At 71.3% G+C, this 12,526-nt stretch carries 13 protein-coding genes and 1 pseudogene; 11 read left to right on the forward strand and 3 right to left on the reverse strand.

Annotated features, from left to right (window positions below; translation table 11 throughout):
- Window positions 1–17: 17 nt before the first annotated feature.
- Both AB0J24_RS24195 and AB0J24_RS24200 read right to left on the reverse strand, forming a co-directional pair.
- Window positions 18–593, reverse strand: a complete 576-nt coding sequence (locus tag AB0J24_RS24195; RefSeq protein ID WP_358685302.1) for a hypothetical protein — start codon at window positions 591–593, stop codon at window positions 18–20.
- 140 nt (window positions 594–733) lie between these two features.
- Window positions 734–1,213, reverse strand: a pseudogene (locus AB0J24_RS24200) (transposase); the annotation flags it as partial.
- Between the two features lie 64 nt (window positions 1,214–1,277).
- Here AB0J24_RS24200 and AB0J24_RS24205 point away from each other — a divergent pair.
- Together AB0J24_RS24205 and AB0J24_RS24210 are read left to right on the forward strand one after the other, a co-directional pair.
- Complete coding sequence (locus tag AB0J24_RS24205) at window positions 1,278–1,595, forward strand: nucleotidyltransferase family protein (protein WP_358685169.1); 318 nt, start codon at window positions 1,278–1,280, stop codon at window positions 1,593–1,595.
- 7 nt (window positions 1,596–1,602) lie between these two features.
- A complete protein-coding gene (locus AB0J24_RS24210; RefSeq protein ID WP_358685172.1) occupies window positions 1,603–1,932 on the forward strand; it encodes a HepT-like ribonuclease domain-containing protein in 330 nt (109 codons plus the stop codon).
- 236 nt (window positions 1,933–2,168) lie between these two features.
- Here AB0J24_RS24210 and AB0J24_RS24215 read toward each other — a convergent pair whose 3' ends face one another.
- On the reverse strand, window positions 2,169–3,104 hold the full coding sequence (locus AB0J24_RS24215) for a LysR family transcriptional regulator (RefSeq protein WP_358685175.1): 936 nt from the start codon (window positions 3,102–3,104) through the stop codon (window positions 2,169–2,171).
- A 97-nt stretch (window positions 3,105–3,201) separates the two neighbouring features.
- Here AB0J24_RS24215 and AB0J24_RS24220 point away from each other — a divergent pair, with 97 nt between their 5' ends.
- The 9 genes from AB0J24_RS24220 to AB0J24_RS24260 all read left to right on the forward strand — a co-directional run bounded on the left by AB0J24_RS24220 (window position 3,202) and on the right by AB0J24_RS24260 (window position 12,507).
- Window positions 3,202–4,353, forward strand: coding sequence for an LLM class flavin-dependent oxidoreductase (locus AB0J24_RS24220; protein ID WP_358685177.1), 1,152 nt, complete (start codon window positions 3,202–3,204; stop codon window positions 4,351–4,353).
- The gene (locus tag AB0J24_RS24225; RefSeq protein WP_358685180.1) at window positions 4,350–5,240 is read left to right on the forward strand and encodes a fumarylacetoacetate hydrolase family protein; all 891 of its coding nucleotides are present in this window, start codon (window positions 4,350–4,352) and stop codon (window positions 5,238–5,240) included. Before AB0J24_RS24220 ends, AB0J24_RS24225 begins: the two co-directional genes overlap by 4 nt.
- On the forward strand, window positions 5,237–6,169 hold the full coding sequence (locus AB0J24_RS24230) for an ornithine cyclodeaminase family protein (protein ID WP_358685182.1): 933 nt from the start codon (window positions 5,237–5,239) through the stop codon (window positions 6,167–6,169). Before AB0J24_RS24225 ends, AB0J24_RS24230 begins: the two co-directional genes overlap by 4 nt.
- Window positions 6,166–7,086 (forward strand): 4-hydroxy-tetrahydrodipicolinate synthase, encoded by a 921-nt coding sequence (gene dapA, locus AB0J24_RS24235; protein WP_358685185.1) that lies wholly within the window; start codon window positions 6,166–6,168, stop codon window positions 7,084–7,086. The genes AB0J24_RS24230 and dapA overlap by 4 nt, the downstream gene beginning before the upstream one ends.
- A 68-nt stretch (window positions 7,087–7,154) precedes the next feature.
- Window positions 7,155–8,492: an MFS transporter gene (locus AB0J24_RS24240; protein ID WP_358685187.1), complete on the forward strand. Its 1,338-nt coding sequence runs from the start codon at window positions 7,155–7,157 to the stop codon at window positions 8,490–8,492.
- A gap of 17 nt (window positions 8,493–8,509) precedes the next feature.
- On the forward strand, window positions 8,510–9,901 hold the full coding sequence (locus tag AB0J24_RS24245) for an LLM class flavin-dependent oxidoreductase (RefSeq protein ID WP_358685189.1): 1,392 nt from the start codon (window positions 8,510–8,512) through the stop codon (window positions 9,899–9,901).
- Entirely contained in the window at window positions 9,898–11,118 is a 1,221-nt protein-coding gene (locus AB0J24_RS24250; RefSeq protein WP_358685191.1) for a cytochrome P450, read from the forward strand. Before AB0J24_RS24245 ends, AB0J24_RS24250 begins: the two co-directional genes overlap by 4 nt.
- 4 nt (window positions 11,119–11,122) lie before the next feature.
- Window positions 11,123–11,326 (forward strand): ferredoxin, encoded by a 204-nt coding sequence (locus tag AB0J24_RS24255; RefSeq protein WP_358685193.1) that lies wholly within the window; start codon window positions 11,123–11,125, stop codon window positions 11,324–11,326.
- A gap of 26 nt (window positions 11,327–11,352) precedes the next feature.
- Entirely contained in the window at window positions 11,353–12,507 is a 1,155-nt protein-coding gene (locus AB0J24_RS24260) for an FAD-dependent oxidoreductase (protein ID WP_358685195.1), read from the forward strand.
- The last annotated feature ends 19 nt before the right edge of the window (window positions 12,508–12,526 follow it).

A 12,526-nucleotide genomic window follows, 5' to 3' on the forward strand; every position in this document is an offset into this window, starting at 1 on the left:
GGACGACCAGGACATACCTACCGCGTGGCTGGCTCGGGTGTGATCGCTGCATTCCGGGCGCCTGGCGGCCACCACACCCGCCGCCAGGCCACGCCGGGCCAGCCACTCCCCCCCCCCGCGCGCATCCCGGCCGCCTCGACGGCTTCCCACAGATCCAGTGCCAGCCGCGAACCGCGCAACTCCGACCAGGCGTCCGCGTCCAGCGTCAGGACGTCGTCACCCCCCAGCTCCTCCTCGGCGATCTCGTCATCCGTGCGCTCCCGGCCCAGCCCCGCCAGCGCGCGCAGGTCCCGCGACCCACCCGACCACGTCAGCTGGCGCCGATCCCTCGACCCGCGCTCGTACTCCCACCAGCGCTCGATCGCATCCGCCTCACCCTCCACCGCGTCGGCCAGCAGCTCGAACGGCGCCCGGCCACCCGCGCGGCCCTCCTTCGCGTGCGACCCCGTCACCTCGTAGGCCAGCTTGGTGATGTAGTCCGCCAGGCTCGCGTTGCGGACGTTCAGCCCACCCGTCGCCTCGTCGAACTCGTCGGCCGGGACCACACTGTCGAACCCGCGCCGCGCCAGCGCCCGCGACCAGCGAGCCCACATGCGCGCTCCGGCGCGACCGGCGAACGCCTGCGACACCGGTCGATCCCAGCAGACCAGGACGTGCACGTGGACGAACCAACCCGGCACCCGGTGCGGACAGCAGCGCCACACCCGGCAACGCGGTGGCGTGCTCGGCGGCCGCGGTGGACCCAACAGCGCTGCTCGCGCGTGGTCGGGAAGACCTCGCGCAGGCCGCCCCAGAACCCCAGCGCGCCGTCCCCGACGGGAGCGCGCATGCCGCGCCGGGCGCAAGCGCGCAGCAGGTCCGCCCACGACTCGGCCGCTTCGCGGTAACCGTGGGCGAGGGTGACGAGTTCCGTTCGGCCGTCCGCGCGAACCCCGATAAGCACGAGCAGGCACAGCTGGTGCTCATCGAGGCGGATGTTGACGTGGATCCGGTCTGCACACAGGTACCTGTAGTCCACCGTGGACAGGTCCCGGCGGGAGAGCGCCTGCTGCTCGGTCTTCTAGGTCTCGGTCAGCTTGGTGACCGTCGAGGTCGACAGGCTCGCGGTGGAGCCGAGGAACTGCCCAGCGCGGGTGCGAAGTCCCCCGAGGACAGGGGCGTGTAGGTAGAGCAGCGGCAGCACCTCGGTGATCGTCGGGGTCCGCCGGCACCAGGTTCGAACCCTGCCGTGCCACTCGTGACTTGTCATCTCGACGAGCAAGCGGGAAGGTCGGTGCATGCTCGACCCGGAAGCACTGCGACTCCTTGGAACCGACGTCGATGTGGCACGGCTCGACGATCTGTGCCGGCGCTACGGGATCGCGTCGCTGGCGGTGTTCGGCTCCGTGGCCCGGGGGCAGGCGGAATCGGCGAGCGACCTCGACCTCCTCTACGAACTCCGGCCCGGTGCTCGGCTGGGATGGGAGATCGACGAGCTGGTCGCCGAGTTGACGGTGCTGTTCGGGCGGCCGGTGGACCTGGTGGCACGTCGCGCGCTGCATCCGCTGCTGCGCGATTCGGTCCTGGACGAGGCCAGGCCCGTTTATGCGGCGTGATCTCCTGTTGCTGCACGAGATGATCGACGCGGCGGAGGAGGCATGTCGTCTCGCGGAAGGGCGGTCGGTCGCCGATGTCGAGCAGGACCGGCAGCGCCGCGACGCACTGCTGTGGAACTTCACGGTGCTCGGAGAGGCCGCGAACGCCGTGTCGGACGAGACCAAGCAGCGGTTCCCGGAGATTCCCTGGCGCAGCCCGGTCAGCCTCCGCAACCGGCTCGTCCACGGCTATTGGTCCGTTGATGTCGAACTGCTGCACACGACGGCAATCGAGCAGCTTCCTGACTTCGTTCGCCGCGTCGGTGCCGCACTGGCGGTCCTCCGGACGGATTCCTGAGCTGGCCGGCCCTGATCAGCTGCGTGACCAACGTGTTCGCGTGGGGCGACGGGTCGGGTGCCCGATTCGGACCCAGGGCAGCGCGCGTGCCGGTCAGGTGGACGGGGCCGGTCGACCTGGGCGCAGTGACGACGACGCGGGCACGGCTTCCCGACGGTGATCTCGGCTTCGAGACACCTTCATGATCACGACAGGGTCGTGCCGGTGCCTGCATCCGGGCCCGCGTGTCACGCAGCTCAACTGCCCGCCACCGCGGGTGTCCCGGGGCCCTGGGGCGTCGCCAGGCTGCGGAGAGCCGCGACGGCGGCGTCCTGGAGCGGGGAGAAGAACTTCGTCCGTCGGTAGAACAGCCCGATCCCCTCGGCCAGGTGCGCATCGCTGATGCGGATGCTGCGGAGCCTGCCGGCGTCGACGTCATCGGCGACGACGTAGGAGGGAGCGAGACAGTTCCATCCGTTCGCGGCGACCGCCCGCTTCATGGCTTCGGCGTGGCCGAGCCGCATGACGTAGGTCAGCTCGCCCGCCCCGTGGCTGCGTAGCTGGTCGTTGAGCGTCCGGTCGAACGTGACACCGGCGGGGACGCCGACGAGCGGGAGCGCGGCGAGTTCGGCGAGAGTGATCGTGTCGCCGTCCGGCGGGCCGTCCGGTGCGGCGGCGAGCACGAGCGGGTTCTCCCACAGCCTCTCCGCGTGCAGGGCCTCGGAATCGAGTTCGTCGGACCAGGTCGCGACGGCGAAGTCGGCGTCGCCGGTCGCGACGCTGCGCAGCGCAGCCGCCGGTTCGCTGATGTGCACGGTGATCTCTGCCCCGGCCCGCTCATGGAGCAGTTCGGTGAGCAGCGGCGGCACGAGGTAGGTCCCTATCGCCATGCTCGTCGCGACGGTCAGCGAGCCGGCGAGGCCTGCGCCGAGGTTCTCGATGTCCCGACGGACCTGGGCGCTGCCGGCCAGTACATCGGCGGCCCAGGCGTGGAAGCGCCGGCCCGCTTCGGTCAGCACCAGGCGTCGACCGTCCCGGACGAACAGCGGGGCGCCGGCCGCCTTCTCCAGGGTCCGGAGCTGCGCCGACACCCAGGGCTGGGACACGTGCAGCCGTTCGGCGGCACGGGTCACGCCACCCTCGTGGACCACGGTGCAGAGCAGGTCGAGGCGGCGCAGCTGAAGCTGAAGCATAGGAGAAATCCTATCGCTCCATCACAAGACTCGTAGTGGTGTTATGTGATTCGGATCCCTAGCGTCGCTGGCACCACCACGGACGAGGAGGTCTGCGATGAACCCGCTGTTCGGCGGCAACACCCTCAAGCTCGGACTGTTCTGCACCAACGGCCCCGGTGCGTCCCAGACACTGGCTCCCGAAGCGCACGAGACCTCGTGGGACATGTCGCTGCGGACCGCCCGGGCGGCCGACCGGGCCGGTTTCGAGGCGGTCGTCCCCTTCGCCCGCTGGAAGGGCTACCCGGAGAACCGCCCCCAGCACCGCTCCGGGCGCGTGCTGGACCCGTTCACGTGGGCGGCGGGTATCGCCGCGGCCACCGAGAACATCGGCGTCTTCGCCACCTCACACGCCCCGACGTTGCATCCGATCGTCGCTGCGAAGCAGGCGGCGACCGTCGACCACATCTCCGGGGGCCGTTTCGCGCTGAACGTCGTCGGCGGTTGGAACCGCCCGGAGCTGGAGATGTTCGGGGCTCCCATGCGGGAGCACGACGAACGTTACGACCACCTCGCCGAGTGGCTGCAGGTGATCCGCAGGCTCTGGAGCGAGTCCGACGAGTTCGACTTCCACGGCCGCTTCTTCGACGTCGTCGGTGGGGTCTCGGAGCCGAAGCCGGTCCAGTCCGCCATCCCGATCATGAACGCCGGGGGCTCTCCGCGGGGCATGCGGTTCGCCGCCGAGCACGCCGACCTGTGCTTCGTGATCGTGCACTCCGAGGACGAGGACGCGATCCGCGACCAGATCCAGGGATACAAGCAGATGGCCCGCGAGGAGTTCGGCCGCGAGGTCCGGGTCTGGACCCACACCGTGGTCGTCCAGAGCGACAGTCAGGCGGAGGCCGAGGCGTACTACCGGCGGTTCTCGGTCGAACAGGAGGACGTCGAGAGCGTCGACGCCTGGATGCGGTTGCAGGGGGCGAACACCGAGGTGATGCCGCCGGCCGTCCTCCAGGCCATGCGGCAACGCTTCGCGGCGGGGGCGGGCGGGTTCCCGCTGGTCGGCACCGCGGAGACGGTCGCCGAGCGGCTCGGGACGCTCAGCCGGGCCGGGATCGAGGGAGCACTGCTGACCTGGGTGGACTACGACACCGGGATCGCCGACTTCACCCGCGACGTGCTCCCCCTGCTCGAGGAGGCCGGCCTGCGCGCACCGGTCGGCCGATCCGCGCCGTCGATCGGGCGTACGGAGCCGGCGGTGATCGGATGAGGCTCGCCCGTTTCCGCACCGCCGCCGGCGAGGCCGGGTTCGGCGTCGTCTCCGGCGGCGGTGACGACGGTGACGGCGACGAGGTCGTCCGGCTCGACCACCGGGTCGCCTCCTTCGAGTCGGCGCTCGCCGATCCTCCGGAGATCCGCCCCGACGATCCCCGGGTCCCGGCGGGCGGCCTGCGGTGGGACCCGCCGATCGGGGACCACGCCAAGATCGTGTGCGTCGGGTTCAACTACGCCGCCCACGCCTCGGAGTCCGAGCGCTCGACCGTCGACGTCCCGGACCACCCGACACTGTTCACCCGCTTCGTCGACTCGTTCGTCGGCGCCGGGACACCCGTCGTCCGGCCGGCCGGCGACGACACGCTCGACTGGGAGGGCGAGGCCGGACTGGTGATCGGCACTCCCGGGCGCCGGATCGCCGCCGAGGACGCCTGGCACCACGTCGCCGGTGTGACCTGTGTGGCCGAGAACAGCGTCCGGTCCTGGCAGCTGCACTCGAACCAGGCCACCGCGGGCAAGAACTGGCACCACAGTGGAGCGATCGGCCCGTGGGTCACGACCGTCGACGAGCTCGGCACCGGCCCGTTGCGGGTCACCACCCGCCTCAACGGGACGACGGTGCAGGACGACACCACCGACCGGCTCACCTTCGGTTTCGCCGAGCTGATCGCCTACGTCAGCACCCTCACCCCGCTGCGGGCGGGCGACCTGATCGCGACCGGCACGCCGAAGGGCATCGGTTTCCGGATGGACCCGCCCCGGTTCCTGCGGCCGGGTGACGACGTCGAGGTGCAGGTCTCGGGCGTCGGGACGCTGCGCCACGGCGTGGTCGACGAGACGGCGGCCCCGCTGGGCCGCACGACGGTGGAGGCGAGCCGATGAAGATCTGGACCGAGGACGACGTGCGCTCCGGGCCGACCCTGCCCCAGGTGATCGACTCGCTGGAGGCGGTGCTCTCGCATGAGGCGGCCGGCACCGCCTGGAACCTCGACAAGACCATGACGACCTGGCCGCACGGTGACGCCCGTGGCAGCGCGCACGCGCTGGGCGCGCTCGACCGCGAGGCCGACCTGGCGATCTTCAAGACCTGGGTGAACACCCCTGCCGGCGCGAGCGCGCTGATCACCATGTTCACCGCGGGCGACGGTGCGACCCTCGGGGTCGCCGAGGCCGGAGCGGCGGGTGCGTTGCGGACCGCGTCGATCTCCGGTGTGGCCACCCGCCGGATGGCGGACCCGGACGCCGACGAGCTCGCCGTCCTGGGGGCGGGGCGCCAGGCGTTGCGTCAGGTCGAGGCGATCGCCGCGGTCCGGCCGTTGCGTCGGGTCCGGCTGTGGAACCGCACCACGGACCGCGCGCACGCGCTGGCCGCACAGGTCCACGGCGAGCTGGGTGTCGAGGCGGTCGTCGCCGACTCGGTCGACGAGGCGACCCGCGACGTCCCGATCGTCACCCTCATCACCCGCGCACCGGAACCGTTCCTGCGGCTGGAACACCTCGCGCACGGTGCCCACCTGAACGCGGTCGGCGCCATCCTTCCCTCCCACGCCGAGTTCGACCCGGCGTTGCTCGGGGAGTCCGCACTGACCGTCGTGGACAGCGAGAGCAACGCGCGCCGCGGTTCCCGCGAGCTGCGCGAGTACTTCGGGCCGGCCCAGACCGACGACTGGGGGGCGGTGCGCCGCCTCTGTGACGTCGTCGCCGGAAAGGTGGAACGGCCCTCGCGCCCCCGCTGCACGGTGTTCAAGGGAATGGGCATGGGTTTGTCGGACCTGGCGGTCGCCCGCCTGCTCGTAGGAGGACGTTCATGAAGTTCCGCTCCGATCCCGCCACGATCCGGGGATCCATCGCACCGGTCATCACACCGTTCACCGCCGACGGCGCGCTCGACCTCGCCTCGCTGCGCGGGTTGGTGCGCTGGCAGCTCGAATCGGGCTCGCACGGTGTCTCGATCGGTGGATCGACCGGGGAGCCCTCGGCGCAGACCGTGGCGGAGCGGATCGAGGCGATCCGCACCGTCGCCGCCGAGGTCGACGACGCCGTCCCGTTCCTGCCCGGCACCGGCTCGGCGAAGCTCGACGAGACCCTCGAGATCACCGCCGCCGCCCGCGACGCCGGCGCCGACGCGGCCCTGGTGATCACGCCGTACTACGCCCGTCCGACCCAGGAGGCGCTGTACCACTGGTACCGCACGATCGCCGCGGAGTTCCCGGACCTGCCGATCGTGATCTACAACGTGCCGTCCCGGACGGCGGTCGACCTCGCCCCCGAGACCGTGGCCCGGCTGTTCACCGACTGCGACAACGTGGTCGGGATCAAGGAGACCACCAAGGACTTCGAGCACTTCTCCCGGGTGCTGCACCTGTGCGGGCGTGAGCTGCTGGTGTGGTCGGGCATCGAGCTGCTCGGTCTCCCGCTCCTGGCCCTCGGCGGGGCCGGTTTCATCTCCGCGGTGTCCAACCTGGCCCCGCAGGCGGTGGCCCGCATGTACGAGGCCTGGGAGGCGGGGGACCACGAGACCGCACGTGATCTCCACTACGGCCTGCACCCGTTGGTCGACCTGCTGTTCGTCGAGACCAACCCGGCGCCCGCGAAGTGGGTCCTGCACCAGCAGGGCCGTCTGGCGTCCGCGCACGTCCGCACGCCGCTGCTGCCGCTGAGCGACGAGGGCGTCCCGCGGGTGCGCGCCCTGCTCGACCAGGGTGCGGCGCTGCTCGAACGTTCCTGAACCCCATGCCCGCCCACCACCCCGGGCACGTACGAGAAGAGACGACGATGTCCCTGACCCCAGAACCTGTGACGACCCCGCCCCGGCGCGCCCGGACGGTGGCGCTCGCGGGGCTGATCGGTACCACCATCGAGTGGTACGACTTCTTCATCTACGGCATGGCCGCCGCACTGGTGTTCGCCCCGCAGTTCTTCCCCGGGGTGTCCCCGCTGGCCGGCACGCTGGCGGCCCTGTCCACCTTCGCGATCGGGTTCGTGGCCCGCCCGATCGGGGGTGCCCTGATGGGGCACTTCGGTGACCGCGTCGGCCGGCGGAGCATGCTCGTCCTCTCCCTGATGATCATGGGTGTCGGCACCCTCCTGATCGGTCTGCTGCCCAACTACGCCGCGATCGGCATCGCGGCGCCGATCCTGCTGGTGGTGCTGCGCTTCGCCCAGGGGATCGGTGTGGGCGGCGAGTGGGGCGGCGCCACGCTGCTCGCGCTCGAACACGCCCCACCGTCGCGCCGCACGCTGTACAGCTCGTTACCGCAGGTCGGGCTCCCGCTCGGTGTCGTGCTGGCGAGCCTGGTGTTCCTGGTCGTCCGGCTCGCCGTCGACGAGGCCGCGTTCGTCGCGTGGGGCTGGCGGATCCCGTTCCTGGTCAGCGCCGCGCTGGTGGTGTTCGGGCTGGTGCTGCGGCTGCGGTTGGACGAGAGCCCGCAGTTCACCCGGGTGCGCAGCGCGGACCAGGTACGGCGCAGCCCGCTGGGTGACGTGCTGCGCGCGCCCCGCACGCTGCTGCCCGCCTCCGGCATCAACATCGTCGCGTCCGGTCTCGCGAACATCGTGCTGGTGTTCACCCTGAGCTACGTCGCGGCCCGTCAGCTGGTCGACTCGTCGACGATGCTCGCGGTCACCGTCGTCACCGCGCTGGTCTGGGCGGGCGTCATCCCGCTGGCGGCGTTGTTGGCCGGACGGTACGGCAGGCGCCCGGTGCTGCTGGCCGGGACCGTGCTGCTCACGGCGTGGGCGTTCCCGTACTTCTGGTTGATCGACACCGGGAGCGTCGCCGGCGTCCTCACCGCCTGCGTGGTGTCCGGTATCGGGGTGGCGATCGCGTCCGGCCCGTACGGCGCCTACATCGCGGAGGCCTTCCCGACCGCGGTGCGCTACAGCGGTTCGTCGGTGGCCTACGCGATCGGCGGCGTGCTCGGCGGTGCACTGGCCCCGATCGTCGCGACGGCCCTGTTCGCGGCGACCGGCAACGGCACCGCGATCTCGGCCTACGTCACCGTCCTCGGGTTCGTGAGCATCGCCGCCATCCTCACCCTGCGCAGCCCCTTCCCGGAACCGTCGGACGAATCCGCGACGAACGAGCACCTGGGTGACACGGGGGCGATCCCCGTATCCGACGCGGCCCGCTGACCACGCAGGAGACCACCATGACCAAGGAAATCCTGACCAACGCGTTCTACATGGCGGCCCCGTCGCAGTCCTGGACCGGGTTGTGGTCACATCCCGAGTCCGACGCCGTGCGCTACAACAAGCTCGACTTCTGGGTCGATCTCGCGCGTACCGCGGAACGGGGCCTGATCGACGGCATCTTCCTCGCCGACGGGCTCGGCATCCACGACGTGTACCAGGGCTCACCGGACGCGATCATGCGCGCCGGCGGGATGTTCCCCGTCAACGACCCGATGATGGTGATCCCGGCGATGGCGGCGGCGACCTCGAACCTCTGCTTCGGCGTGACCGCCAACTCGACCTACGAGCCCCCGTACCTGCTGGCCCGCCGGTTCTCCACGCTCGACCACCTCACCGACGGCAGGGTGAGCTGGAACGTCGTCACCGGGATCCAGCCCTCCGCCGCGCGGGCGATGGGTGTCGAGCCGGTGCCGCACGACCAGCGGTACGACATCGCCGAGGAGTACATGGATCTCATGTACCGGCTCTGGGAGCAGAGCTGGGAGGACGGTGCCGCGGTCCGGGACAAGGAACGCCGCGTCTTCACCGACCCCGCCCGCGTGCACCGCGTCAGGACCGAGGGCCGGTACCCGTGCGAGGCGTTCCACCCGTGTGAACCGTCCCCGCAGCGCACGCCGTTCATCTACTCGGCCGGAGCATCGGCGCGAGGGATGCGCTTCGCCGGGACCCACGCCGAGGCCGCGTTCATGTCGGTCAGCGACAAGGAGCACGCCCGACAGCTCGTCGACGGGTACCGCACGGCCGCGGTGGACGCCGGCCGCACGGCCGAGAGCGTGAAGGTCTTCAACGCGATCACCGTCGTGGTCGCCCCGACCGAGAGCGAGGCCCGGGAGATCGAGGACCAGTGCCGCGAGTACAGCGACGGCGAGGGCAACCTCGCGATGCTGTCCGCGTTCATCGGCCAGGACCTGTCCCGGTACGGCTGGGACGAGCCGATCGAGCACGTGGAGAGCGACGCGATGCAGTCGGTGGCCGACGCCATGACCCGCCACAACGGCGGCCGGCCGGTCCGGATCCGCGACATCGCCTCGTTCAACGCTCTGGCGGGGAGCGAGGCCTACGTCGTCGGTTCGCCCACCCAGGTGTGTGACGAGCTGATCTCCTGGGTCGACGCGACCGGGATCGACGGTTTCAACCTGGTCCGCACGATCGAACCGGGCGGGCTCCGATCGTTCACCGAGCTCGTCGTGCCGGAGCTGCAGGAGCGAGGCCGCTACAAGACCGAGTACCGGCCGGGCACCTTCCGCGAGAAGATGTTCCCGGACGGCGGCCCACGCCTGCCCGCCGACCACATCGCATCCCGGTACCGGCGCACGCCCGCTCCGGTCGGCGAACCGGTCGCGCGATGAACCCCGCCGTCCGCAGCGGCAGCTGCCCCCCGTCGGTCGACTTCGACCCCTACTCGCCGGAGCTGACCGAGCCCGGGGTCTGGGACGCCTACGCCGCTGCGCACGCCGCCGGCCCGGCGGTGCGGAGCGAACGGCGTGGCGGGTTCTGGATGTTGACCCGGTACGACGACGTCCGTACCGCGTTGCGCGACCCGCAGACGTTCTCGTCCGCCTCCGGCCACCGGATCCCGACCGACGGCACCCAGCGAGCGATCCCGATCGACTTCGACCCGCCCCTGCACACCGCCTACCGCCGGCTGATGACCGGCGCTCTGTCCCCGGCACGGGTACGGGAGATGAAACCCTTCCTCGAACGCACCGTGGGCGACCTCGTCGACCGGTTCGTCACGGCAGGCGGTGGCGACTTCGTCCGCGAGGTCGCGCTGCCGCTGCCGCTGCTCGTTCTCACCGAGCTGGTCGGCTTCGACCCCACGACCGTCCGACAGTTCCGTGAGGTCACCGAGCAGATGTGGGCCGGGCTCGCCGACCACGAGGAAGAGGTCGACTTCACCGCGGCCAGGACCCGCATCTACGAGCTGATGAAGGCGGAGATCGTCGCCCACCGCGCCGGCGGGCGCGCGGGTTTCGTCACCGAACTGCTCGACGCCGAGATCGACGGCCGCCGGCTCGACGACGAGGAGATGATCAGCATCCTCGCCACCTTCGCCGTCGCCGGGCACGAGACCACCATGAACTCGGCGAGCACCCTGGTGCACCTGCTCGTCACCGAACCCGGCCAGCAGGACCGGCTGCGCGCGAACCCCGAGCTCGCACCGCGCTACGTCGAGGAGATGCTGCGCCACCGCAGCCCGGCCCAGAACTTCGCGCGCCGCACGACCTGCCCGGTCAGCGTCGGTGGGCAGGACATCGCCGAGGGCGAGGCCGTCCTGCTCTCGTTCGCCGCCGCCAACCGCGACCCCGAACGGTTCCCCGACCCGAACCGCTTCGACCCCGACCGGGACGCCCGCGGACACCTGGGCTTCGGCTGGGGCATCCACCAGTGCATGGGGGCCGCGCTGGCCCGCTCGGAACTCGCCATCCTGCTCGCCCGGCTCTGCGCACACCCACCGATCGTGGCGGCCGGCGAGGTGCGCTGGAGCAGTTTGCAGGGCGGCAACCACCTCGGCCCCACGACGCTGCCGGTCCGGTTCGAGCCGCAGCGCGACGAGAAGGGATGAAACGATGAGCTACCGCGTGGACATCGACGAGACGCTGTGCAACGGCTACGGAAACTGCGTCGTCGCCGCACCCGAGGTGTTCGATCTCGACGCGGAGTCGAACATCGCCGTCGTCCTGCCCGGGCACCCGGTCGAAAACGACGGCCCGGCACTGCGCGAGGCCGCCACGGACTGCCCGGTCCGGGCCATCGTGCTCAGCGAGACATGAGCCCGGCCCGGAGCGCGCCCGTGGTCGTGGTCGGTGCCTCTGTCGCCGGGGTGCGCGTCGTCCAGGCGCTGCGCTCGTCGGGCCACGACTCTCCGGTCGTGCTCGTCGATCGGGAGAACGGCGCACCCTACGACAAGCCTGCGCTCTCGAAGGAGGTACTCACCTCACCGGGCACCGACCCATCCGTCCTGCTCGACGACGCGGGGCTGCGCGATCTCGACGTCGACCTGCGCGTCGGCACGACGATCACCGGGATCGCTCCGGCCACCCGGCAGCTGGAGAGTTCGGACGGCGAGCGCATCGCGTTCGGCGCGCTGGTCGTCGCCACCGGGTCGGCACCCCGCCGGATCCCCCTGCTCGACGCGTTCACCGGAGTGCACTACCTCCGTACGCGTGCTGACGCCGAGGCGATCCGGGCGGCCTTCGCCCAGCGGCCGCGAGTGGTCGTCGTGGGCGGCGGGTTCGTCGGCCTGGAAGTCGCATCCAGCGCCCGCAGCCTCGGCCTGGAGGTGACCGTCGTCGAGGCGGCACACCGGCCGGCCGGTCGTGTGCTCCCAGCCGCGGTCGCCGATCATCTCGCCGCGCTGCACCGCGAACACTCGGTGCGGCTGCTCTGCGGGCGGACCGTGGTCGGCGGGCTCGGAAGCACCCGGATCGAAGGGCTGGAGCTCGACGACGGCACCCGGCTGCCCGCCGATCTCGTCGTCGTCGGGATCGGCACGGCCCCGGTCACGGACTGGCTCGGCGGGGGCGTGCCGACCACGGGCGACGGAGTCCACTGCGACCCGGGGCTCGCCGTCCACGGCCTCTCACGGACCTGGGCGGTCGGCGACGTCGCTGCCTGGCCGGACGCTGAGACCGGACACCCCCGACGCACGGAGCACTGGACCACAGCCCGCGAGCAGGCCGCGTACGTCGCGAAGGTCATCGCCGGAGGACAGGTGAGCGAGCCGTTCCGGACCACCGGCTACGTCTGGTCCGACCAGCACGGCACCCGGATCCAACACGTCGGGCGGGCCGGCCCGGGGACCGTGACCCGCAGCGAACCGACCGACACCGGACGGCTGTTCGTGCACTGTCGCGGTGACGAGGTCACCGGGGCGACAGCCTTCGACGCTCCGCGCGAGCTCCTGGCCGTCCGCCGTCTGCTCACCACGGGAAACCGGGAGGTGGCGCGGTGATCGACCGCCCGGTCGCAGT

The sequence above is a fragment of the Pseudonocardia sp. NPDC049635 genome (assembly GCF_040659795.1).
In the GTDB taxonomy this organism is placed as follows: Bacteria; Actinomycetota; Actinomycetes; order Mycobacteriales; family Pseudonocardiaceae; genus Pseudonocardia.